Origin of the sequence: Streptomyces sp. NPDC050548 (assembly GCF_044457385.1) — a bacterium.
GTDB lineage: Bacteria > Actinomycetota > Actinomycetes > Streptomycetales > Streptomycetaceae > Streptomyces.
Window position 1 is genome coordinate 704,040 of the sequence record NZ_JBITGV010000002.1, and the last position, 23,307, is coordinate 727,346.

Below are 23,307 nucleotides of genomic sequence, written 5' to 3' on the forward strand. Positions count from 1 at the left end.
TCCGGCGTACGGGGGTGGTGGTGATCGTCACGACCCCGCCTTGCTCATGTTCACCCCGAAGTCGGCCGGCGAGATCTGCCGCAGGAACGACTTGTCGGTGTTGGTCAGCAGCGGGTCGGCCTGGTCGGACGGCAGCGCCTGGTCCCACGAGAGCTGGAAGCTCGGGGCCTTGTCCACCAGGTCGTAGACGAAGGTCAGCCACGCCTTGTCGGAGGCCGACGACACCGCGGCCAGCTTGGTGTCCAGGCCCTTGACCGGCGGGACGCTGCCCGCGGCGAGGTAGGCGTCGACCTGGGAGCCGTTGAGGATGTAGTTCTTCAGGTAGGTCAGCGCGTCCGACTTGTGCTTGGACGACTTGTTCAGCGACAGGAAGTTCGACGGGTTGCCGACGATGTTCGCGGGGCTGCCGGCGCCGCCGGTCAGGGCCGGGAACGCGGTGTAGCCCAGCTCGCCCTTCTTCAGGAAGTCGGGCGCGGCCTTGGCGATGTTGGCGTACTCCCAGGTGCCCATCACCTCCATCGCCGCCTTGCCCGTGTACAGCAGCGCGGTCGAGGCGCCCTGGTCGTAGCTGACGGAGGACGCGTTGTCACCGAAGGCGCCGGCCTTCGCCAGGTCCTGGAGCTTCTGGTTGGCCTTGGTGACCGACGGGTCCTTCCAGGCGGCGGCGTCACCGGAGGCGATCTTCGAGAACACGCGCGAGCCGCCGGTCCGGTCGAGCAGGTACTCCAGGTACATCAGCGTCGGCCACTTGGAGTTCGCCGCGAGGGACAGCGGGGTGACGCCCTTGCCCTTCAGCTTCTTCACGGCCGCGAGGAGGTCGTCGTACGTCTTCGGCGGCTGGACGCCCGCGTCGGACAGCACCTTCTTGTTGTAGTAGAGGACGACCGGGGCGAGGCCGTTGACGGGAACGCCGTAGACCTTGCCGTCGAAGGTCGCGCTCTGCATCACGCTGTCGGTGTAGCGGTCCGAGTTCACGTCCGTGGCGTTCAGGACGTCGACCTTGTCGGCCTTGACGTAGTCGTTCAGGGCGCCGCCGCCCCAGCTGAAGAAGAGGTCCGGGGCCTGGTTCGCGCCGAAGGCCACGCGCAGCTTCTGCTTGTAGTCGTCGTTCGCGAACAGCCGCAGGGTGATCTTCGCGTCGGGGTGGTCCTTGTTGTAGGCGTCGACCGACTGCTTGAGGATCAACTGGTCGTTGAGCGCCCACATCGTCAGCCCCTTCGACGACGAACTCGTGGACGGTCCCGAGGACCCGCAGGCGGCCAGGCTCGCGGTCGCGGCCAGGGTGACCGCGACCGCGACGGCGCGTCGAATTCTCGGGCTTCCGAGATGTCCGGTGACCGGGATTCCCCGCATGGTGTGCCTCTCTTCTTTCGGCGTGCCGTGAGTGCGCAGGGCAGAGGCGGAAACGGCTACCGGCCCGAAAGGCTTTCGGATGCCCCACCGCGGCTCGCCTGCCTGCTGGCCGGGACACTGACACGGAATTCACACCCAGGACAAGCACGGGAAATTCCTCGGTTACGAAAGACTTTCGTAGAGCTGGGGGTGGCCTGACCCCGCGACTCAGCGGAACTCGTGCACCACGCGGATCTCGCCGACGATGTGGGCGTTGAACTCGTCGAGCTCCTCGGCCGGCACCCACAGCTCCAGAATCGTTCGCCCGCCCGCCTGTTGGACCGGATAACGGGCCAGGAACTCCGTGTCCACCTCGAACCGCGTCACGAACCCGGCGCCGTCGTGCTTGACGTTCCAGTCCCGCGCGATCCGGATCGCGTAGTCCTCGTTGAGGACCGGGTAGAAGATCGGCTGCTCGGGCAGCCGGGGCGGCCAGGCACGCCAGTCCAGCGCCCGGACCAGGTCCAGCTCTATGGGGCCGGTGGGGCGCCAGAGGGTGGTCGTCGGTGTCTGGTTCGTCATCGGGTCGCTCTTCGCGTCGGTGATCAAGGGGACGCAGTGGACGGTATCCGCCCCATCAAGGACCCGGCCACGGAGTTTCGGCCCCCGCCCCGACCCGATCGCACCCCACCACGGGTCGCTACCGCCCGAACGCCCGCGCGGGTGTTGGGATGGGAGCGGCAGAAAGGGGCCGCGGTGGACGGCGACGACGAGGTATCCGGGTCGGAGCAGGGCTCGGCGGATCGGTTCGAGCTGGCGCGGCGGGCGGTCTCCGCGATCGGGTCGACGCTCGACGAGCGCAGAACCGCGGCGGAGTGCGCGGGGTTCCTCGTCGACGAACTGTGCGAGGCCGCGGCCGTCGACCTGTTCGCCCAGGACGAGGCACGCCCGGCACCGCACGGCACGCTGCACCCGATGGCGGCCGTCGGCCGCAAGGAACTCCTGGACAGCCTGCGCAGCGCACCACGCGAGGACGTCATGGTCCGCGCCCTGGACGCCGGCCACCCGATCACCACCTCCTTCACCACCAACGACCACGGCGTCCTGGCCGCCCTGTCCGTGCCACTCACCGCCTGGGGCAAGGCCTACGGCGCGCTCCTCGCGATCCGCGCCGGACGGACCTTCGGCGACGACGAGGCCGCCGCAGTGCACTACGCGGCCCGGCTCACCGCCGCCCATCTGCACCACGCCGTCGAACACCACCGCCTGCGCACCACCGCCCTCAACCTGCAACAGGTCCTGCTCACCGAGCCCAGCCGCCCCCACCCCAACATCGAGATGGCCACCCGCTACCTGCCCGCGGGCAGCGGCACCCTCGTCGGCGGCGACTGGTTCGAGGCCGTACGACTGCACTACGGCCGCACTCTCCTCGTCATCGGCGACGTCATGGGCCACGGCCTGGACGCGGCCGTCGACATGAACGCCTACCGCTCGATGCTGCGCTACGTCGCCTCCACCGACCTGCCGCCCCACCGCATCCTGCGCCAGATGGACACCGCCATGTCCGAGGAGCACAACCGCCGCCCCGCGACCTGCCTGCTCGCCCTCGTCGACCCGGACCGCGGCACCGCCGCCTTCGCGAGCGCCGGCCATCTGCCGCCCGCCGTCTTCCACCGCGACGGCGCCGGCGAACTGATCCCCGTCCCCGTCGGCCCGCCCCTCGGCACGGGCTCCGCCGACTACGAGATGACCACACTCACGCTCACCCCCGACGACACCCTGGTCATGTTCACCGACGGGCTGGTCGAACGGCGCGGCGAGGACATCGACGTCTCCCTGTCCCGGCTGGCCCGGCTGCGCCTCCACCCCGGCCAGGGCGTCTCCCGCCTCCTCGACGACATCGTGCTCCGCCTCCACGTCCAGGAGGCCGAGGACGACGTCGCCGCGATCGCCGCCCGGCTGCGCCCGAGGGGTTCGATTCCCGGCTGACTTCGCAAACGGGAAAGAAGTACGGCGGTCGAGGTCCCCGACCGGGCCGGATCACGCGCCGGCCAGCCGTCCCTCAAGGTTCGGCAACACCCCGGCAACGCCCGGGTGTTGCCGGTCACGGCTTGGCCAACCCCTTTCCGCACGTTGGCCGCAAATTCACCGCACGCCCCTGACGCCCCATACCTGAGCGGGCGGAGAGTGATCCGAGGTCTGGTCCACGAGATCCCTCGAAGCTCTTCAAGAAGGGGCAATCATGGCCGAGTCGACACGTCGTAGACTCCTGGGTTCGGCCGCCGGCGCACTGGGCGGTGCCGCGGCTCTCTCCCTCCTCCCGCCGAGCGTCCAGAAGGCCGTCGCCGCCGAGCCGCCGAAGAACGGCTCGCTGCGGGACATCGAACACGTCGTCATGCTGATGCAGGAGAACCGGTCGTTCGACCACTACTTCGGCACTCTCTCCGGCGTTCGCGGTTTCGCCGATCCACACGCTCGCAAACTCGACACCGGGCGCAGCGTCTTCTACCAGCCGGACGCGGTGAACCCGAAGGGCTACCTCCTCCCGTTCCACCTCGACACCCACACCTCCAGCGCCCAGGCCATCCCGTCCACCAGCCACGCCTGGTCGGTGCAGCACCAGGCCTGGAACAACGGCAGGATGGACCAGTGGCTGCCCGCTCACCGCAAGGCCGACGGCGTCAACGGCCCCTATGTGATGGGCTATTACACGCGCGAGGACATCCCGTTCCAGTTCGCGCTCGCCGAGACCTTCACCATCTGCGACAACTACTTCTGCTCGGTGTTCGGGCCGACCTGGCCCAACCGCCTGATGTGGATGACCGGTTCGATCGACCCCGGCGGCACCCGGGGCGGCCCGATCATCAGCAACGTCGCGCCGACGCCGTACCGCTGGACGACATACGCGGAACGCCTCCAGAACGCCGGCGTGAGCTGGAAGGTGTACCAGGAGGAGGACGACTACGGGACCAACATGCTGGAGCAGTTCGCGTCCTTCAAGAACGCCCGGCCCGGCTCCGACCTGTACGAGCGGGGTGTACGGCCGCAGGCGCACGGCACGTTCGAGGACGACGCGCGCAACGACCGGCTGCCGACGGTGTCGTGGATCTGCCCCACGAGCTACCAGTCGGAGCACCCGGACTACCTCCCGGCCGCGGGCGCCGACTATGTCGCGTCGAAGATCGAGGCCATCGCCTCGAACCCGAAGGTGTGGCGCAAGACCGCGTTCATCCTCAACTACGACGAGAACGACGGCCTGTTCGACCACGTCGTGCCGCCGACGCCGCCGGCCGGCACGAAGGACGAGTTCATCCAGGGCCTGCCCATCGGCGGTGGCTTCCGCGTCCCCGCCATCATCATCTCGCCCTGGACCGTGGGTGGTTGGGTCGCCTCGGAGGCCTTCGACCACACCTCGGCGCTGCAGTTCCTGGAGCGGTTCACCGGCGTCGAGGAGCCGAACGTCTCCGACTGGCGCCGGGAGACCTTCGGCGACCTCACCACCGCGTTCCGCTTCCGAGACGCCCGCCCGCGCTCGCCCCGGCTGCCCCACGACACGGCGGAGCAGCTGGAGAAGGCACAGGAGGAAGTGGCGACCCTGCCGAAGCCCACGCTGCCCGGCGCGGACCAGAAGTTCCCCCACCAGGAGCGTGGCAGCCGCCCGCACGTCTGACCCCGGACCACCTCGTCACGGGCGGCTCTGACCGGTGTCACCTGGTCGCGGCCGCCCGTGCGGCTGAGACGGTCTGCCTGGCGAGGCCGCTGCCGAACGGTGGCACGTGGGCCGGCAGCGTCTGACCCGGACCGTGGCGACGGGCGCCCTCGCCCGATGTCACCCGGCCAGGGCCGCCCGCGCCGCCGACAACGCCTGGTCGGCATAGCCGCGCCCGAAGAGCACCACATGCACCAGCAGTGGAAACAGTTGGTGCAGCGCGACGCGGTCGGTCCAGCCGGGGGCGAGTGGCGCGGCCTCGTCGTAGCCGGCCAGCACCTTCGGCAGATACGGGCAGCCGAAGAGACGCAGCATCGCCAGGTCGGTCTCCCGGTGTCCGCCGTGCGCGGCCGGGTCGATCAGCCGGACGTGTCCGTCGGCGCCCCACAGCACGTTGCCGTTCCACAGATCGCCGTGCAGGCGGGCGGGCGACTCGGCGGGACCGGCGAGTTCGGGCAGCCGTTCGCAGACTCGCTCCACCACCGCGGCCTCGGCGTGCTCCAGGGTGCCCGTGTCGACCGCACTCCGCAGATAGGGCAACACCCGTTGTTCGGCGTACCAGTTGGGCCAGTCGGCGGCGGGAACGTTACGCATCGGGGCGAGCCCGATGTACGCCTCCGTCGGGCCGCCGGGCGGTGGCGTGCCGAACGCCGGTGCCCCTGAGGCATGCAGGGCGGCCAGCTCCCGGCCGAATCGGACCGCCGCTCGCGCGCTCGGTGGCCCGGTGCGGACGCGGTCGGTGACCAGCCACCGCTCGTCCAGCCCACGCACGGCGGGCACGCGGACCGTACCGGCGTCGCCCAGCCAGCGCAGCCCCGCCGCCTCGGCCCGCACCGCGCCGGGGGCCGCATCGCCCTTGACGATCACCAACTGCCCACTGTCGAGCGTGACTTCGGTGACCGCCCCGGACAGCGGACGCTCACCGGTCACCGCGCACCCGACGAGCCGGGCCGCCGCCGCGCTCGGGGTCTCGCTCTCGATCACGGGGACAGCGTAGGACCGGTCGATGAGTTCCCGACCCACAGACCGGACTCGCGCAGGACCCGGTCGACCGTCTCCTCCAGCGGGCTCGTCGCCGGGACGACCGTCTCGACGCCACCGGGCAGCACGTCCAACGGCCGGTACCACTCACGGAGTTGGTCCTCGCTCACCTCGTCCGCGATGGGCTTCGTGGCGTGCCGGGCCAGGGTCTCCTCGAAGGGCACGTCGAGGTAGTAGCAGTGCGTACGGCCCGGATGGTCGGCGAGCAGCCCGGCCAGCATCTCGCCGTAGTGGGCGGCGTAGAGGATGCCTTCCAGGACGGTGTGGAAACCGTGCGCCAGCGCGTGGCGCACGGTCAGGTCGATCAGGCCGATGTTCGCGCCGCCGGGGACATCGCGCTCGCGCAGCACCTCGCGGCGAAGGACGTCCTGGCGCACCAGTGCGACACCGCGGCCGTAGCGCTCGCGCAGGCCGGTGGCCACCGTGCTCTTGCCGGAGGCGCTGTTTCCGCGCAGCACGATCAGCCGGGTGGGGGAGGAGGGCGGCGTGGTCACCGGGGCACCCTACCCGTCGTGTATCGCCGAGTGACCGAGTGGGCACAATGCGTCCCCAGGGGCCCGCTCGCTCTGCTTATATCGTGAGAAAATGGTGTGACAGCGGTGATTGGTGGCAGGGCCATGACGGACGCGACGATCGACTACGCGGCGGTGTTCCAGGGGCTGCCCGGAATGGTGGCGCTGCTGACACCCGACCTGGTGTACGCGGACGCCAACGAGGAGTTCCTGCGGATGTCCGGCCGCACGCGCGAGCAGGTCGTCGGGCGTTTCCTCTTCGACGTCTTCCCCGACAACCCGAACGACCCCGCCGCCACCGGTATGCGCAACCTGGAGACCTCGCTGCGCCGCGTCGTCGCGACGGGCGAGCGCGACACCATGGCCCTCCAGCGGTACGACGTCGAGTCGACGACCCGCCCCGGGCAGTGGGAGGAGCGCTACTGGAGCCCGGTCAACACACCGCTCCTCGACCCGGACGGCAAGGTCGTACTGCTCGTCCACCGCGTCGAGGAGGTCACCGAACTGATCCGGGCCCGCGGTCGCTCCGGCGGCCGCACCCGGGTGCTGGAGGCCGAGCTGTACACCCGCGCCCGCGAACTGCAGGAGGTCAACGAACGCCTGCGCGGCGCCCACGCCCGCGAACGCGAGGTCGCCCTCGCCCTCCAGGAGGCGATGCTGCCCACCAGCCGACAGAGCACGGGCCACCAGATCGCCGTACGGTACCGGCCCGCGGTCGGCTCCCTGAACGTGTGCGGGGACTGGTACGACGTCGTCGACCTGGTCGGCGGCAACCGTATCGGCGTGTCCGTGGGGGACGTCGTCGGCCACGGCCTGGCCGCCGCCGGCGTCATGGGCCAGCTGCGCAGCGCCCTGACCGCCACCTCCCGGGTCGCCGACGGTCCCGCCCAGGCCCTCGACGTCCTGGGCCGCTACGCCCACGTCGTCGACGGCGCCGAATCCGCCACCGTCGTCACGACCTTCGTCGACTTCGACGACTACACCGTCACCTACAGCAGCGCCGGACACCCACCGCCCGTCCTGGTCCGTCCCGACGGCAGCGTGGAATTCCTGGACCGCGCCACCGACCCGCCCCTCGACGCCCGCCCCGACCCGATGCCCAGACCGCAGGCCGGCACCACGTTCACACCCGGCACCACCCTGGCCCTCTACACCGACGGCCTGATCGAACGCCGCCACGAGGACATCGACCGGGGCCTGGTCCGCCTCGCCGACTCCCTCGTCCGCCACCGGAACAGGGACCCCGAAGCCCTCGCGGACGCCGTACTCCTCGAACTCCTCCCGCCCGGCGGCGCCACCGACGACACGGCCCTGATCATCGTCCGACTGTGACCTGTGGCAGGGCGGTCCCGGTCTTGCGACTCATACGACGATGCAGGTCAGCGCCGCCCACAGCAGGGGCGAGTGTTCGATACGGCCGTCCGCGCGCCAGCGATCGAGCTGCTCGCGCTGCCAGAGTCCGAGCCGGTGCACGGGGTCCTCGTGCTCGTGCGCCGCGTCGACCGCGATGATCGCCTCCGACAACGGGCGTACGGACTGCGGCAGTTGGGCAAGGCGGTGGAAGGCGAAGCCGGTCGGCAGCACCCAGCGGGTGGCGGTGACCAACTCGGCGCCGTTGTGCAGCATCGCGGTCGCCGGTCCGAACGACTCGGCGAACCGCAGATCACCGCCGCTCTCACAGCCGATGAGCGCGACCCGGGCCGGCGCCGGCCAGATCCGCGCGCCCGGCTCGCCGTCCGCGCGCAGCGGGAGCGTCCCCAGCAGCAGGTCCTTGGCCGACAGCGGCCGATGCGTGCGCAGCGGCTCGGCCAGACCGACGGTCTCCGCGGCACAGGACAGGTGCAGCGTGCCGTCCTCGCTCTGCCCGCCCTCGACCGGCGCACCGCTGACGTGCCCGACGTACAGCAGTCTGCGCGCGCCCTTGCGGAGCGCGCCGCTCAGCCGGTCCCGGTCCAGATCGGTACGGCGGAAGGCCTCCGCCGGGGTGGCGACGGACGGTACGACGCCGCCCGCGTCGAGATGACGCCGGACCAGTGACAGCAGCTCCGGGTCGGAGCCGGGCGGCCCCAGCACCGAGCCGAGCGGGGAGTCGGCGCGGAAGCCGGGGACCCGGGGGTCGAGGACGAGAACGACAGGGCCTGTGCCCGTGTCGGCGCTCTGTGTCGCTGCGGTCGACGGATTTCGTGGCCGCACCGACGCCGGTGCGGTGGTCACCACGTCCGCCAGGTCGATGAGCCGGACATCGTCGTCGTCGACGGCGAGCAGCTCCCAGGGGACCTGGGCGACCCGGGGCGACGGCTGGATCCGGACCAGCGGACGGCCCGCGCGCTCCGACACCTGACGTATCTGCGCCGTCAGCCCTTCCGGCCACAGTGCCTCGGCCAGTGTCCGCGCGAGCCGACGCTCGCTGTCGTGATCGGCCAGCGCGCCCGTGAACGCCCGCCGCATCCCCTCCGCCCCGTCGCCGGTCCCCGGCAGGGCATCGGCGAGTGTGCGGACCGCCCGGTCGACCTCGTCACCGGGGCCGTGACCGGTGCCGAACCCCCGGGCCCCGCCCGCCCAGGTCCAGGTCATGTACAGATCACCGGCGTCGGCCAGCCGGATCTGTACCACCGGGCGGCTCGTCATGTCGTCGGTGATCCAGAACGGCACCTCCTTCGCGTCCACGATCCGCCGGCCGTAACGGAACTCAGCCGCCTCGATGTACTCCTGGAGCGCGACACGTCCCGGGCCCGACCGCGCCGACATCCGCACCTTCGGCGGCGGCGAGACCCGCAGTCCGGCGGAGGCGGCGGCCTCGGCGGCCACCCCACCGAGGGTCATGGTGCCGATCGCGTGCCCGTACGTTTTCATGGCCGCGTTCGGGAAGAGGGAAGCGCGGTCCACGACCGGGGCGGTGGCCGTGCTCGGGCTCAGGGCCAACGTCGCGCCCGTGCAACGGTGTTCGGCCAGTTCGAAGAGCAGCCCCTGGTCCTGCCGGCGCATCACCGGACGGAACACCAGCTCTACGGCGTCCTCGGCGAGCCGCAGCCACTCACTGCGCGCGTGGGCGGTGGCGAAGTCGTAGCGTGCCGCCTCCAGGGCCAGCGCGGCGGGCAGCGCGAAGGAGAGCGCGTTGTCGATGGACTCCCGCTCCCGGTCACCGTGGTCGGTCCGGTTCAGATTGTCCTCAAGGGTGCGCGCGAGCATGAGATCGACCTGCGCGCACCGCTCGTACACCTCCCGTTCCTGGTACACGTCCCGGGCTTCCTGGGCCAGCCGCTTCATCTCCTCGATGTCGCCCCGGGCGTAGGCGTGTTGGGCGCCCAGCAGCATGCCGTCGGCGGCGGCGATCGAGGCCCCGAGCCGTTCGAACCGCTCCAGGCTCGCCGCCAACAGGCCCTCCGCGCCGCTGTCGTCGCCGCGCTGACCGGCGAGGAAGGCACGCGCCTGTTCGCAGACGGCGAGGTCGCCGAACCACCCCCGCCGCTCGAAGAACGCGGACGCCTCCCCGAACAACCGCTCCGCGAGGTCGAGTTCGCCCCGGCGCAGCGCGGCGTACGCCCGGTGCGCCAGCAGCGTCTGCTGCTCACCGGTGTCCCCCAGCAACCGGAAGTACTCCTCGGCGCGCGCGAAATGGTCCTCGGCCGCGTCGAAGCGTCCGGTCGACGAGCAGATCAGACCGAGGGCGACCAGCAGGCGTGCAGTGGTCTCCACCGCCGTCTCCGGCGTGGTCGACAGCAGCGCCGACGCCTGCTCCTCGGCGGCTCCCCACGCGCCCCTGTCCATCAGCAAGTGCACCCGGTTCAGGCCGAGTTCGGAGGTGCGCAGGCCGTCGGGGTCGTCGAACTCGGGCAGTCTGAGCGCCGCCTCGTCGAGACAGGCCAGCGCCTCGTCCAGGTGCCCGGTCCTGCGCAGCAGATCGGACCTGGCGGAGACCGACAACGGGACCTACGGGACAGGGGAGTTCGAGGTCACCAGGGAGTGGCGGGTGCCGTCCGTGTGTCTGTCGGCGATCACGGCGGGCCGTCTGGTCGTCCTTGTCGAGCCGGCCGCTCCGGGGGGCGCCGCGAGCCGTCACGCCCGAATGGCCGCGCAGCGCCCTGCTCGCCGGCACGAGAACCAGCCGGCTGATCGATCTCGAAGGCCGCTCGGCCGAGTTGACCCGGCGCTCGGGCCGCCAACTCCAGCAGATGCGGATCTCAAGGGAGGCCGGAGGCGTCGCCATGACCGGCGACACGATCGACCTGCGGCAGCTGGACCCTTGTACGGCGGCACGCTACGCCGCTCTCGCCGACCGGTACCGTGACCACCCCGAGGACCAGGCCCCGGTGAGCGAGCCGGGCGAGGAGACGCGTTGGCTGGCGGACGAACTCCCGGGTGAGAAAAGGGGGTTCGGATGGGTCGGCCGCCGTTGGTCGCGACGCGGCGGGGTGTTGGTGCGCGCCCGCTTCCTGGAGATGCGCAGCACGACCACCTTCCAGGACCACGGACCGGCCCTCGACACGGTCCTGCGCATCCAACCGGCGGACGACACACCCCCGTTCGACGCCGCCCGGCGGCTGACGGTCCCTATGGACTATCTGACGGTCCTCCACCGGACCAAGGAGGTCGTCCTTCTCGTCAGCCCGAACGGCCGCTCGTACGGGGTCGACTGGGCCCGCACCAGCCTCCTCGCGGGCGTGACCGAGGCCAGGGTCATCGCCCCGGACGGTAGCGAACTCCCCGTGGCGGGACGCCCCGACCTCATCTGGGCCCTGATGAACCTGCTGGCGTCCGAAGGCCTGTCGGTCACGAAGCCCGTCCTGGACCTCCGGAAGCGCCGCCTTCGTACGGTGGCGGGCATGGTGACGCGGGTGGTCCAGGACCACGCAGACCCCCGCACCTGTGCATGATGTGCGCTGTGGATGGTGCGAACGGCGACAACGGACAGCGACCGACCAGAACGGGCCGACCGCCCGCGACCTCGCGGGCCGTCCTCGAACGGGTGGGCTTCGAGCTGTTCGCGCGGCGCGGCTTCGACCGTACGACCGTCGAGGACATCGCCGCCGCCGCGGGGATCGGCCGCCGCACCTTCTTCCGCTACTTCGCCTCCAAGAACGACCTGGTGTGGGGCGACTTCGCGGCCGAACTGGTCAAGCTCGACGCCCTGTTGGCGGCCACCGATCCGGCCGCCCCGATGATGGACGCGCTGCGCGGCGCGGTCGTGGAGTTCAACCGCTTCGACCCGTCGGTGGTGCCCTGGCACCGGCAGCGCATGGCGCTCATCCTGCGGGTCCCGACGCTGCAGGCCGACTCGACCGTGCGGTACGCGTCGTGGCGGACACTCGTCACGGAGTTCGCCGCCCGACGCACCGGCCGCGCGCCCTCGGACCTGCTGCCCCGACTGATCGGCCACACCGTCCTCGCCGCGTGCATCGCCGCCTACGAACACTGGCTGACGGACGAACAGGCAAGCCTGGCCGATCTGTTGGACCAGGGACTGCGGCAACTCGCGGCCGGCTTCGAGGGCCCGGCCCCGGTCCTCGCCTGATCCGCTGATCCGGGTCACGGCAGGTCGCGCCGCATGGCGTCGGCGACGAGTTCGCCGACGAGCACGGCGGTGGCCGCCGGGCCGCGCAGGGGCGGAGTCGGCAGGATCGACGTGTCCGCGACGCGCAGGCCCAACACACCGTGCACGCGCCCGTAGTGGTCGACGGCCGCCCCGGGATCGCCGGCCGGGCCCATGGGAATCGTGCCGCACGTGTGGTGCGAAGTACCGAGACGCGCCTCGATCCATCGATCGAGCAGTCTGTCGTCCGCCAGCACCTCAGGCTCCGGCTCCACGAGCCCGCGCGACACCTCCTCGAATGCGTCGGTGGCGACCAACTCGGCGGCGGCGCGGGCCACTTCGCGCAGCCGCCGCCGGTCCTCGCCGGTCTCCAGATAGCCGTAGTCGATGCGCGGGGGAGTGGCCGCGTCGGCGGACAGCGTGCGCAGTCGGCCGCCCAGCCGGGGCGACTGCACGGACGCCAGGAACGCGAGGGGCGCGCCGGGGACGGTCACGGTGCCACCGGTCAGACCCGCCATCGGGACGAGTGCCTGGAGGATCTCCAGGTCGCCCGGGTGGTCGCCGTCCGAAGAGGACAGGTGGAGACAACCACCTAGCCAGGATTCCGCCGGCTCGGGCATCGGCCGCCGGGGCTGCCACTCCAGGACCAGTTGAGGATGGTCGCCGAACTGGGCACCTACGGCAGGGGAGTTCACGGCGACCGGAATGCCGAGGCGCGCCAACTCCCCGCCCGGTCCGATGCCCGACAGATGCAGCAGCTGCGCGGAGCCGAAAGCCCCGGCGCACAACACGACTTCGCCGCACTTCACCGTCGTACGACGCCCGTCGCGCTCGACGACGACACCGGTCGCCCGGCCGCGCTCGATGACCACCCGGGTCACCGAACTGCCGCCCGTCACTGTCAGGTTGGGACGATCGAGTGCGCCCAGTAGATAGCCGACGCCTGTGTCGACACGTATCCCGTCCACGGCGTTGGACGGCACCGGTCCGAACCCGGGTGTGTCCTGGCCGTTCTTGTCGGGCTCCTCGGGAAAGCCCAACTCCCGTGCGGCGGACCGGAATGCGACGGCGGCGGGATGCCGCAGGTCCGTGCGCCGGATCCGTACCGGACCCTCGGTACCGTGCGACTCGTCCTCGCCGTAGTCGAGATCGGTCTCCAGGGAACGCAGCAGCGGAAGCACCCGCTCGTACGACCAGGCGGCGCCTCCCGCCGCCGACCACCGCTCGAAGTCCGCACGCCGCGCCCGCACGAAGTAGCCGCCGTTGACGGTGGTCGACCCGCCGAGAACGCGCCCCCGCACGACCGTGTAGGGCCGCTCCGGCGTGAGGTGGACGGCGTACGGCTGGACGGCTGGATGCCCGGGCTGGGCGCCCGGGACGAGTCGCGCGTCCGTCAACTCACGTGTGAAGCCGGTGCGTTGGCGGGGCACGGGCCCCGCCTCCAGCACCAGCACACTGCGGTCGGAGTCCTCGCTGAGGCGTGCGGCGAGTGGAGCGCCACTGCCGCCCGCCCCCACGACGATGACGTCCGGGCGGCTCAACCGATGCTCGGCGCCGGTATAGACCGACCGGTCGAAAGAATCATGGTGGCTTCCTCTTCACTTTCGGCACCGGGTGCCATTACTGTCGACCGCGCAGTCGCCCGTATGCCGAGCCGTATGCCCCGCCGGATGCCCAGGGAGAGTCGCATGAACGAGCTCCACTCCGTACCGACCGTCCCGGCCAACGAGAACAGGGCCGAAGAACCCGTCACGGAACAGCAGTTGATCGAGGCCGACGACCTCATCGAGGAGATCTCCATCGACGGCATGTGCGGTGTCTACTAAGCCGCCCGCATGACCGCGCCGACCCTCGACCGCGCCCTCGGCCTGCACCCCCAAGTCTCGGTACGCCCCGAACCGTTCGGCGCGCTGCTCTACCACTTCGGGACCCGCAGGCTGACGTTCCTCAAGGACCGCAGACTCCTGGCCGTCGTCGAGTCCCTCGCGGACGCCCCCACGGCCCGCGCCGCCTGCCTCGCGGCCGGTGTGCCGGAGGCCGAACTACCGCGCTACGACAGGGCGTTGGCCGCCCTCACCGAGTCCTCGATGCTCGTCGGAAGGACCCCATGACCGCCACCGCCGGAACACGGCTGGTCGACCTCTTCGAATCCGGACTTGACGCGCCGATCTGCCTCACCTGGGAACTGACCTACGCCTGCAACCTGGCCTGCACCCACTGCCTCTCCAGCTCCGGCCGCCGCGACCCGCGCGAGCTGTCCACCGCCGAAGCCAAGGCGGTCATCGACGAGTTGGAGGCCATGCAGGTCTTCTACGTCAACATCGGCGGCGGCGAGCCCACCGTCCGTGCCGACTTCTGGGAACTCCTCGACTACGCCACCGCCCACCACGTCGGCGTGAAGTTCTCCACCAACGGCGTCCGCATCACCCCCGAAGCCGCCCGCAGGCTCGCCGCCAACGACTACGTCGACGTACAGATCTCCCTCGACGGCGCGACCGCGGACGTCAACGACGCGGTACGCGGCCCGGGTTCGTACGCCACGGCACTAAAGGCCATGGAACACCTCTCCGCCGCCGGCATGCGCAACTTCAAGCTCTCCGTAGTCTGCACCCGCCACAACATCTCCCAACTGGACGAGTTCAAGGCCCTCGCCGACCACTACGGCGCCCAACTCCGCCTGACCCGCCTGCGCCCCTCCGGCCGCGGGGCCGACGTGTGGGACGACCTCCACCCGACCGCCGGCCAGCAACGCGAGCTGTACGACTGGCTGTTGGCGCACGGTGACAAGGTGCTCACCGGCGACTCCTTCTTCCACCTCTCCGCCTACGGCGAGCCGCTGCCCGGCCTCAACCTGTGCGGCGCCGGACGCGTGGTCTGCCTGATCGACCCGGTCGGCGACGTCTACGCCTGCCCGTTCGCCATCCACGACGAGTTCCTCGCGGGCAACGTCCGCGCGCCCGGCGGCTTCACCGAGGTGTGGCGTGGCTCAGAACTCTTCGCGCGGCTGCGCACCCCGCAGCACGGCGGAGCCTGCGCCTCCTGCGCGTTCTACGACACCTGCAAGGGCGGCTGCATGGCCGCCAAGTTCTTCACCGGCCTGCCCCTGGACGGCCCCGACCCCGAGTGCGTGCAGGGCTACGGCGAACAGCAACTCGCCAAGCGTGCCATGGGTGGACCGGATCTTCCCAAGCCGTCCGGTGACCACTCCCGCCGCGCGCCCGTGGCCCTGGTCCTCACTCGACGCCGGGACCTGGAACGGCCCCCGGTGAGCGACTGCGCCGAGGACCCCTTGGCCGGGCTGCGCCTCACCTAGGACCTCAAGAGAAGAGAACACGTCATGGGCAGGAACCCCTGGTTCGAGACGGTCGCCGAAGCGCAGCGCCGGGCGAAGAAGCGGTTGCCGAGCACGGTCTACGGCGCGCTCGTCGCGGGCTCGGAGCGCGGCCGTACGATCGACGACAACACGGCGGCCTTCGCTGAACTGGGCTTCGCGCCAAGGGTGGTTGGGCACCACGCGGAGCGGGATCTGTCGACGACCGTGCTCGGGGTACCCGTCTCCTTCCCGGTGCTCATCTCGCCGACCGGGGTGCAGGCGGTGGATCCCGAGGGCGAGGTCGCGGTGGCCCGCGCGGCGTCGAACCGGGGTGTCGTCATGGGGCTGAGTTCCTTTGCCAGCAGGGCAGTCGAGGAGGTCGCCGCCGCGCAGCCGGACCTCTTCTACCAGCTGTACTGGAGCGGCACCCGCGCGACGATGATGCAGCGCATGGACCGGGCCAGGGCGGCCGGTGCCAAGGCGCTCATCGTCACCCTCGACTGGTCCTTCTCCCACGGCCGGGACTGGGGGAGCCCGTCCATCCCCGACAAACTCGACCTGAGGACCATGCTGAGGTTCGCACCCGATGTGCTGCCCCACCCCGGCTGGCTGCTCCGGTTCGCCAAGTCCCGCCGCCTGCCCGACCTTTCGGTCCCCAACCTGCGGCCACCGGGCGGCGAGGCCCCCACCTTCTTCGGCGCCTACGGGGAATGGATGCAGACCACGCCCCCGACCTGGGAGGACGTGGCGTGGCTGCGCGCGGAGTGGGGCGGGCCCTTCCTGCTCAAGGGAGTCACTCGCGTGGACGACGCCAGGCGGGCCGTCGACGCCGGAGTCTCCGCGCTCTCCGTCTCCAACCACGGCGGCAACAACCTCGACACCACCCCCGCCACCATCCGGGTACTCCCCGCCATAGCGGACGCCGTCGGCGACCAGATCGAAGTCCTCCTGGACGGCGGTGTCCGCAGGGGCGGCGATGTCGCCAAGGCCCTGGCCCTCGGCGCCCGCGCCGTCCTGATCGGCCGCGCCTACCTCTGGGGCCTGGCGGCCAATGGACAGGCCGGAGTCGAGAACGTCCTGGACATTCTGCGCGGCGGACTCGACTCGGCGGTGCTGGGCCTCGGGCACTCCTCCGTCCACGAGTTGTCGCCCGACGACCTGGTGATACCGCCGGGCTTCCGCCTGGAACTGGGCGCCCGTTCCGGCCATGACGCTCCGGCCGGCCAGGCAACACAGTGACCGAACTGGCCCACACCGCCTGGCCGGACGTGCCGCCCGACGCGCTCGTCCTGCTGCCGATCGGCTCCACCGAACAGCACGGCCCGCATCTGCCGCTCGACACCGACAGCGTCATCGCCCACGCCGTCGCCCGACGAGCCGCAACTGCCCTCCCCGCCGCGCTGGTTACACCGACCCTGCCCTACGGTGCCAGCGGCGAACACGCGGGCTTCCCGGGAACCGTCTCGATCGGCCACGAGGCGCTGCGCACGGTACTCGTGGAGGCGGTGCGCTCACTCTCCCTGTGGGCCGCGCGGATCGTCCTCGTCAACGGCCACGGCGGCAACACCGCCACCCTCGCCACCGCAGTCCGCCTGCTGCGCGCCGAAGGCCACGACGTGGCCTGGACCGGCTGCTCCCCACCCGGAGGCGACGCGCACGCCGGCCGTACGGAGACCTCGCTCATGCTCCATCTCGCCCCGGAACACGTGCGGTTGGAGTCGGCGGCCACCGGCGACACCCGGCCGCTGTCCGTCCTCCTCCCGGAGCTGATGGCTCACGGCGTCCGCGCGGTCTCACCGTCCGGAGTCCTCGGCGACCCGAGAGGCGCCTCGGCGGCGGAGGGCCGTACGACGATGGACACGATGGTGTCGACGACAGTGCGCCGGATCACCGCCTGGACCGTCGACGACCGGGGCCGCCTGGCCGAGCCCGCCCAGCAGGCCGTACGGCCATGACACCGCCCGTCGGCTTCGTGGTCGAACTCGACCGGCACACCCGGATCGTGGACGGCGGCCGGGCCCTCGTCGGCGGCTTCCCGACCCGGCTGATCCGGCTGACCCCACGGGCCCAACGGCTGCTCACCGGGCGGACGTTGTGCGCGCGGGACGCGGCGGGCGCGCTGCTCGCGGACCGGCTGCTCGACCTCGGCATGGCCAACCCGGTCGTCGACGCACTGCCTCCGCCCACCGACTCCCGGTACACCGTGGTCGTACCGGTCCGCGACCGACCGCGCCAACTCGCCAGGCTGCTCAGCAGTGTTGGGGGTGGCCATCCGGTGATCGTGGTCGACGACGCGTCCCGACACCCGGAGGCCGTGGCCGCCGTAGCCGCCGAACACGGCGCCAAACTCGTCCCCTTGACCACGAACGTCGGCCCGGCCGCTGCCCGCAACGCCGGACTGCGACTCGTCACCACCCCCTTCGTGGTGTTCGTCGACTCCGACATCGTGCTGGCCCCCGACACCGTGCCCACCCTGCTCCGGCATTTCGCCGACCCCGCCGTCGCCGTGGCCGTACCGCGCATCACCGGACTGCCCTCGGCCGCCCCCACCTGGATCGAGCGCTACGAGAACGCCCGCTCCTCCCTCGACCTGGGCGCCCATCCGGCCGGAGTGCGACCCGGCAGCCCGGTCTCCTGGGCCTCAACTGCCTGCGTAGTGGCGCGAACCGACGCCCTTGCCGGGGGCTTCGACGAAGGGATGCGGGTCGGCGAGGACGTCGACCTGTGCTGGCGACTGATCGAGCGGGGCCGCCGGGTGCGCTACGAGCCGGCCGCCGAGGCCGCCCACGAGCACCGGACCCGCGTCGACGACTGGCTGCTGCGCAAGGCCGTCTACGGCACCGGGGCGCATCCCCTCGCCGAGCGGCACCCGCAGTTCATCGCCCCCGCCGTGTTCGCCCCATGGAGCGCGGTACTCGTCACCGCCCTGCTCGCCCAGCGGCGCTGGTCGGTGCCCGTCGCCGGGGCCGTGTTCGTCGGCGTCACCTACCGGATCGGCCGCAGACTCGGCGGAACCCAGGACCGCCACCGGCTCGCCGCGCGGCTCACTGCCAACGGCGCGCTGGCCGCCCTGGCCCAGACCTCGGCACTCCTCAACCGGCACTGGTGGCCGCTCACGGTCGTCGGCTGTGTCGCCTCCCGCAGAGTGCGTCGGGCCGCGACGGTGGCTGCGCTCGCCGACATCGCCTTGGAGTACCGACGGGACCGGTCCAATCTGGACCCGGCCCGCTACGGCGTCGCCCGACGCCTCGACGACCTCGCCTACGGGACCGGCGTCTGGCTGTCCGCTCTCAAGGGACGTTCCACCACTGCCCTGCGGCCCCGCGTCACCCGCTGATCCACAGTCCCGGTCAGCGGAAACCGGCCAGCAGGGGCTCGGTTCCGGAAATGACACTGGGAGCATCCCGCCGCGTGTGTGCGGCACTTGCGAGGAATCAGCCAGCAGGAGGTGTGCGGCGTGACGCACGAAGTGGTCAACCGTGTCGAGGAACTCGGGCCCGAACTGGCCGCACTCGCCGAACAGAACGAGAAACTGGGCAAGTTGAGCGACCGCACCGTCGAACTGCTCCGTTCCGCGGGGGTGATCCGGCTGCTGCAACCGAAGGAGTTCGGCGGCTACAGCGCCCACCCCCGCGATTTCGCCGAAGCGGTCATGGCGGTCGCGCGGTACGACGGCGCGGCGGGCTGGGTGTCCGGTGTCGTCGGCGTACACCCTTGGGAACTGGCCCAGTTGGACCCACGGCTCGCGCACGAGGTGTGGGACGACGACCCGGACACCTGGATCGCCTCGCCGTACATGCCCAACGGCATCGCGGAACCCGTGGACGGCGGCTACGTGCTCAGCGGTCGCTGGCCCTTCTCCTCCGGGAGCGACCACTGCAGCTGGGACTTCCTCGGCGCGCTCGTCGGCGACGGCAAGGGGAAGCCGGCGGGGCCGATCTCCGTGCTCCATGTCGTACTGCCGCGCTCGGACTACGAGATCATCGACGGCACCTGGGACGTCATCGGTCTCGCGGGCACCGGCAGCAAGGACGTCGTCGTCGACAAGGCGTTCATCCCCACGTATCGCACCATCCGGCAGGAAGTGGTCCAGGAGGGTAGTGCCGCCGAGGCGGTCGGACTCACCGACACCCTCTACAAGTTGCCCTTCAGCTCCATGTTCCCCCTCGGGATCACCGCGGCCGTCGTCGGCATCTGCGAGGGCGCCCTCGCGCTGCACCTGGACCAGCAGCGGGACCGGGTCGCCGTGACCGGGGTCCAAGTACGCGACGATCCCTACGTCCTGTACGCCGCCGGGGAGGCCGCGGCGGAGATCGCCGCCTCCCGGGTCCAACTGATCGACGGCATCAGCCGGTTGTACGACCAGGTCGAGGCCGGAAAGCCCATCACCGTCGAGGACCGGTCCAACGTCCGCCGCAACCAGGTGCGTTGCGCGTGGCGGGCCGTCGCCGCCCTGGACGAGATCTTCGTACGGTCCGGCGGCAACGCGATCCGGCGCGGCAACCCGCTCCAGCGGTTCTGGCGGGACGCGCACGTGGGGCTTCAGCACATGATCCACGTCCCGGGAGCGGCGTACCACGCAAACGCCCTCGCCCAGATGGGACTTGAGCTGCCCGAGCCGATGCGCGTCCTGATCTGACGGGGCGTCAAGAGAGTGAGCGAGCGAGGAGGGGCCGTGTCGGACGTGGTCGAGGGGCGCTACTTCCGTGAGGTGCTGGGGCACTTCCCCACCAGCGTGGTCGCGATCACCACGACGGACAGCGACCGGCAACCCCAGGGAATGATCGTCGGAACCTTCATGTCCGTGTCCCTGGAACCGCCCCTGGTGTCCTTCCTGGTGGACGGTTCCTCCAACACCCTGCGGACGATCCGGACGGCCGGGCGGTTCTGCGCCAACGCGCTCGCCGGCAACCAGGAACGCCTGTCCCGGCGGATGGCCGGCGGCCCGAACCGCTTCGAGGGAACCGAGTGGGAGGAATCCCCGCTCGGCAATCCCGTCCTCGCCGGAATCGTCGCGTGGGTCGACTGCACGGTCGAGAAGATCGTCGAACTCGGCGATCACCAACTCGTCGTCGGACGGGTCGGCACGCTCCGCGTCGAGTCGATGAAGACACCGCTTCTCTTCTTCCGCGGTGGATACGGCGACTACCTGTCCAGCGCGGGACTGCTGCTGGACAGGCTCGTCGGCTGGTGAGAGAGCGAAGAAGAACAAGAGCCGCGAGATCGAAGGAGATCCGTTGATGCGCCAGGACCTTCATTTCAGATTGGAACGCATCTCCGCATGGTGCGGATTTGTACTGCTGCTGGGATTCGCCGTGGCTTTCTCCGTCGGCCATCTCATCACCCCGATGGACCCGACGAAGAACGCGCAAGGCGTCGTCGAATTCCTCACCGACCATCAGACGGGCATCCTCGCCTGCGCCGCGATCATGGTCCTCGTCGTGCCGTTCGAGTACCCGTTCGTCGTTCTGACCAGCATGCAGATGCGCCGTATCGAAGGCGGCTGGGGCCTGCTGTCCATGGTCCAGCTCACCACCGGTGTCGTCGCGCCGATCGGCTTCTTCTTCCCGATCGCGATACTCGCCGCCGCTGCCTACCGACCGGAAAGCCACTCGCCCGACGTGCTCTACGCGATGTCGGACATCTATTGGCTCATGCTGGTCGGCAACGCCTGCATATTCGTCCTCCAGGTCTGGTCGATCGGATACGCGGCCCTCGTCGACGACCGCGCCAAGCCGGTGTTCCCGCGCTGGTTCGGCTATCTCAACCTGGTGCTCGGAGTTCTGCTCATCCCGGGCGCTTTCGTCTTCCTCACCAAGACCGGCCCGTTCGCCTGGAACGGAATCCTCGCGAACATGCTGCCCACGCTGGTCTATTTCATCTGGAAGATCGCGACACCGATCGTGCTGCTGCGCGCCGTGAAATCCGAGGAGGAGGAAGCGAAGGCGAAGGCCGCGGAACCCTCCGCGCTCGCGAGCACATAGCCTGCCGTCAGCCGAGCACCTGGGAGCCGACGATACGGAACGTGGGATGGTCGGCGGGGTCGGGGAGCTGCCGGAACGTCTCGGCCACGGTGGGGAAGCGGCCGAACCGTTCCAGATAGACCCGGATCAACGGCGCGCGTTCCTCCACCGGGACCTCGACCGCCTCGAACTCCTCGCCACGACCCTTGCGTTGGAGCCGTCCGCTCTTCGCGGCACGCAGATTGCGCGACCACTCGGTGTTGCCGCGGGGCGCTATCAGATAGCGCTCCCCGTCGTGGTCGAGGACGGCCACCGGCACGCTCCGCCAGCGGCCCGAGGTACGGCCCCGGACGCTCAGCGTGCTCAGCACCGACCGGGCGAAGAGCTTGGCCATCCGGTTGCCGATGACCCGTGCTCCCCATGGCGGGGGCAGGTACGGGGTGCTCATCGGGACCTCCTCGAAGACGACAGTGAAGTACTGTCTAGGGTGACCCTAAATATAGGGTCACCCTAGACACTTTGTCTCGCCGAAATCTGGACGGAGGTGACCGTGGGACTGCGTGAGCTGAAGAAGGAGCAGACACGGACACTGATCGCTGACATCGCCTGGCAGCTCTTCGCCGACCGGGGGTTCGACGCCGTGCGGGTCGCCGAGATCGCCCGCGAGGCACGCGTCTCCGAGGCCACCGTCTTCAACTACTTCCCGCGGAAAGAGGACCTCCTCTACTCGCGGCTCGACGACTTCGGCGAACAGCTCCTGGCGGCGGTCGATTCCCGGCCCCCGGGCGCGTCGGTCCTGGACGCGGTACGGACGTTCCTGACCGGGGCGACCGGGCTCCTCGCCCAGGTCGCGGCAGGCGACGACGAGGCCCTCGTACGACTGCGGACCGTGCACCGCATGATCGCCGACAGCCCCACGCTCCGAGCCCGCGAACAGCAGGCGATCACCGATGCGACGACGGCACTGGCCGCGCTTCTCGCGGCGGAGCCGGATGACACCGCCGGGACGGACGAGGTCACCGCGTACGTGGCGGCCAACGCCCTGATGGGTGTCCACCGGGCGCTCATCGACCTCGTACGCCGACGCGTTCTCGCCGACGAGGCGCTCGACCGGCTCGCCGCGGACGTCCGCGCACAGGGCACGCGCGCCTTCGCCCTTCTCAGGAAGGGGCTCGCGGAGTACGGCGTACGGCCAAGGGCGGGGAACGGACGGTGAGTTCACCGGTCCTCCGACGACCTGTCACCGCTATGGGCAGGACTCGCCGAACTTCACCGCGTCGAACTCCACGGGCTGGCCGGTCAGTTTCGTCCCGGCCGACGGTTTCTGCGAGCACACCTGCCAGTTCGAGGCCAGCAGGATGTAACGCCCTTTGCCGGACGCGTCCTTGACCGTGACCGACGTCCCGGACGCGAGTGCGGCGCGGGCGGTGTTCACCGACTTTCCCTTGAAGTCCGGCATCGTCGAGCCGGCCCGGGCAGGTGCGGACCGGTCCTTGGGCGGGCAGGTCTCGGCGAGCTTCACCGCGCCGAAGTCGAGCCGGGTGGTGGTGGCGACACGCGTGCCGGCCTTCACGTTCTGCGAGCAGACCTTCCAGTCCCGGTCGAGGATCTGGTGGCGGTCGCGGCCGAGCGAGTCATGGGACCTGAGGCTGTAGAAGCCCTGCTTCTGAGCGGCGTCCTGGGCGGACTGGAGCCCCATGCCCACGAATGCGGGAACGGTCTTGGTCCCGCCGCGGGTCTTGGCGTTGCCACTCGCGCCTGCTGTCGTGCCCCCTTGCCCGGTGTCGGGGTCGCAGGCGGTTCCGAGGCAGCCGATGACGAGGACGCCCGCGATGGCTCCGACGACGAGCTTCCCGTCGCGCCGCCGCCTGGGCGACGGGAACACGGAGTTGGACACAGCAGGCCCC

23 protein-coding genes are annotated in these 23,307 nt (G+C 70.6%); 15 read left to right on the forward strand and 8 right to left on the reverse strand.

Annotated features, from left to right (window positions below; translation table 11 throughout):
* Positions 1-27 precede the first annotated feature (27 nt).
* Both ACIBJH_RS09050 and ACIBJH_RS09055 read right to left on the reverse strand, forming a co-directional pair.
* The gene (locus tag ACIBJH_RS09050) at positions 28-1,353 is read right to left on the reverse strand and encodes an extracellular solute-binding protein (protein WP_399116170.1); all 1,326 of its coding nucleotides are present in this window, start codon (positions 1,351-1,353) and stop codon (positions 28-30) included.
* Positions 1,354-1,560: 207 nt separating this feature from the next.
* The gene (locus ACIBJH_RS09055; RefSeq protein WP_399116172.1) at positions 1,561-1,914 is read right to left on the reverse strand and encodes a hypothetical protein; all 354 of its coding nucleotides are present in this window, start codon (positions 1,912-1,914) and stop codon (positions 1,561-1,563) included.
* A gap of 174 nt (positions 1,915-2,088) precedes the next feature.
* On the opposite strand from ACIBJH_RS09055, the gene ACIBJH_RS09060 reads away from it, so the two are divergent.
* Both ACIBJH_RS09060 and ACIBJH_RS09065 read left to right on the forward strand, forming a co-directional pair.
* Positions 2,089-3,321, forward strand: a complete 1,233-nt coding sequence (locus ACIBJH_RS09060) for a PP2C family protein-serine/threonine phosphatase (RefSeq protein ID WP_399116173.1) — start codon at positions 2,089-2,091, stop codon at positions 3,319-3,321.
* 253 nt (positions 3,322-3,574) lie between these two features.
* The gene (locus ACIBJH_RS09065; RefSeq protein ID WP_399116174.1) at positions 3,575-5,002 is read left to right on the forward strand and encodes an alkaline phosphatase family protein; all 1,428 of its coding nucleotides are present in this window, start codon (positions 3,575-3,577) and stop codon (positions 5,000-5,002) included.
* A gap of 159 nt (positions 5,003-5,161) precedes the next feature.
* Here ACIBJH_RS09065 and ACIBJH_RS09070 read toward each other — a convergent pair whose 3' ends face one another.
* A complete protein-coding gene (locus ACIBJH_RS09070; protein WP_399116175.1) occupies positions 5,162-6,025 on the reverse strand; it encodes a fructosamine kinase family protein in 864 nt (287 codons plus the stop codon).
* The gene (locus ACIBJH_RS09075; RefSeq protein ID WP_399116176.1) at positions 6,022-6,576 is read right to left on the reverse strand and encodes an AAA family ATPase; all 555 of its coding nucleotides are present in this window, start codon (positions 6,574-6,576) and stop codon (positions 6,022-6,024) included. The genes ACIBJH_RS09070 and ACIBJH_RS09075 overlap by 4 nt, the downstream gene beginning before the upstream one ends.
* Before the next feature lie 123 nt (positions 6,577-6,699).
* On the opposite strand from ACIBJH_RS09075, the gene ACIBJH_RS09080 reads away from it, so the two are divergent.
* Entirely contained in the window at positions 6,700-7,926 is a 1,227-nt protein-coding gene (locus tag ACIBJH_RS09080; RefSeq protein ID WP_399116177.1) for a PP2C family protein-serine/threonine phosphatase, read from the forward strand.
* Between the two features lie 30 nt (positions 7,927-7,956).
* Here the strand turns inward: ACIBJH_RS09080 and ACIBJH_RS09085 are convergent, their stop codons facing one another.
* Positions 7,957-10,518 (reverse strand): hypothetical protein, encoded by a 2,562-nt coding sequence (locus ACIBJH_RS09085; RefSeq protein WP_399116178.1) that lies wholly within the window; start codon positions 10,516-10,518, stop codon positions 7,957-7,959.
* 95 nt (positions 10,519-10,613) lie between these two features.
* Between ACIBJH_RS09085 and ACIBJH_RS09090 the strand changes: the two genes are divergently transcribed.
* Together ACIBJH_RS09090 and mftR are read left to right on the forward strand one after the other, a co-directional pair.
* Positions 10,614-11,468 carry a hypothetical protein gene (locus tag ACIBJH_RS09090; RefSeq protein ID WP_399116179.1) on the forward strand — a complete coding sequence of 285 codons (855 nt, stop codon included), beginning with the start codon at positions 10,614-10,616 and terminating at the stop codon, positions 11,466-11,468.
* A gap of 8 nt (positions 11,469-11,476) precedes the next feature.
* Entirely contained in the window at positions 11,477-12,106 is a 630-nt protein-coding gene (gene mftR, locus ACIBJH_RS09095; RefSeq protein ID WP_399116180.1) for a mycofactocin system transcriptional regulator, read from the forward strand.
* 14 nt (positions 12,107-12,120) lie between these two features.
* Here the strand turns inward: mftR and mftG are convergent, their stop codons facing one another.
* Positions 12,121-13,665, reverse strand: coding sequence for a mycofactocin system GMC family oxidoreductase MftG (gene mftG, locus ACIBJH_RS09100; protein ID WP_399116181.1), 1,545 nt, complete (start codon positions 13,663-13,665; stop codon positions 12,121-12,123).
* 147 nt (positions 13,666-13,812) lie between these two features.
* Here mftG and mftA point away from each other — a divergent pair, with 147 nt between their 5' ends.
* The 9 genes from mftA to ACIBJH_RS09145 all read left to right on the forward strand — a co-directional run bounded on the left by mftA (position 13,813) and on the right by ACIBJH_RS09145 (position 21,421).
* On the forward strand, positions 13,813-13,950 hold the full coding sequence (mftA, locus tag ACIBJH_RS09105) for a mycofactocin precursor MftA (protein ID WP_262058830.1): 138 nt from the start codon (positions 13,813-13,815) through the stop codon (positions 13,948-13,950).
* Between the two features lie 9 nt (positions 13,951-13,959).
* A complete protein-coding gene (mftB, locus tag ACIBJH_RS09110; protein ID WP_399116182.1) occupies positions 13,960-14,235 on the forward strand; it encodes a mycofactocin biosynthesis chaperone MftB in 276 nt (91 codons plus the stop codon).
* Positions 14,232-15,437 (forward strand): mycofactocin radical SAM maturase, encoded by a 1,206-nt coding sequence (gene mftC / locus ACIBJH_RS09115; protein WP_399116183.1) that lies wholly within the window; start codon positions 14,232-14,234, stop codon positions 15,435-15,437. The genes mftB and mftC overlap by 4 nt, the downstream gene beginning before the upstream one ends.
* 24 nt (positions 15,438-15,461) lie before the next feature.
* Positions 15,462-16,676, forward strand: a complete 1,215-nt coding sequence (gene mftD / locus ACIBJH_RS09120) for a pre-mycofactocin synthase MftD (protein ID WP_399116184.1) — start codon at positions 15,462-15,464, stop codon at positions 16,674-16,676.
* A complete protein-coding gene (gene mftE, locus ACIBJH_RS09125) occupies positions 16,673-17,392 on the forward strand; it encodes a mycofactocin biosynthesis peptidyl-dipeptidase MftE (protein ID WP_399116185.1) in 720 nt (239 codons plus the stop codon). The genes mftD and mftE overlap by 4 nt, the downstream gene beginning before the upstream one ends.
* Positions 17,389-18,774: a mycofactocin biosynthesis glycosyltransferase MftF gene (mftF, locus tag ACIBJH_RS09130; RefSeq protein ID WP_399116186.1), complete on the forward strand. Its 1,386-nt coding sequence runs from the start codon at positions 17,389-17,391 to the stop codon at positions 18,772-18,774. Before mftE ends, mftF begins: the two co-directional genes overlap by 4 nt.
* Positions 18,775-18,894: 120 nt before the next feature.
* A complete protein-coding gene (locus tag ACIBJH_RS09135) occupies positions 18,895-20,076 on the forward strand; it encodes a hydroxylase (protein ID WP_399116187.1) in 1,182 nt (393 codons plus the stop codon).
* A 36-nt stretch (positions 20,077-20,112) separates the two neighbouring features.
* Complete coding sequence (locus ACIBJH_RS09140; RefSeq protein ID WP_399116188.1) at positions 20,113-20,631, forward strand: flavin reductase family protein; 519 nt, start codon at positions 20,113-20,115, stop codon at positions 20,629-20,631.
* Between the two features lie 121 nt (positions 20,632-20,752).
* Positions 20,753-21,421: a hypothetical protein gene (locus ACIBJH_RS09145; RefSeq protein WP_399116189.1), complete on the forward strand. Its 669-nt coding sequence runs from the start codon at positions 20,753-20,755 to the stop codon at positions 21,419-21,421.
* A gap of 7 nt (positions 21,422-21,428) precedes the next feature.
* Here the strand turns inward: ACIBJH_RS09145 and ACIBJH_RS09150 are convergent, their stop codons facing one another.
* Positions 21,429-21,848: a nitroreductase/quinone reductase family protein gene (locus ACIBJH_RS09150; protein WP_399116190.1), complete on the reverse strand. Its 420-nt coding sequence runs from the start codon at positions 21,846-21,848 to the stop codon at positions 21,429-21,431.
* 102 nt (positions 21,849-21,950) lie between these two features.
* On the opposite strand from ACIBJH_RS09150, the gene ACIBJH_RS09155 reads away from it, so the two are divergent.
* The gene (locus ACIBJH_RS09155) at positions 21,951-22,616 is read left to right on the forward strand and encodes a TetR/AcrR family transcriptional regulator (RefSeq protein WP_399116191.1); all 666 of its coding nucleotides are present in this window, start codon (positions 21,951-21,953) and stop codon (positions 22,614-22,616) included.
* Between the two features lie 30 nt (positions 22,617-22,646).
* Here the strand turns inward: ACIBJH_RS09155 and ACIBJH_RS09160 are convergent, their stop codons facing one another.
* Positions 22,647-23,297 (reverse strand): PASTA domain-containing protein, encoded by a 651-nt coding sequence (locus ACIBJH_RS09160; protein WP_399116192.1) that lies wholly within the window; start codon positions 23,295-23,297, stop codon positions 22,647-22,649.
* Positions 23,298-23,307 lie beyond the last annotated feature (10 nt).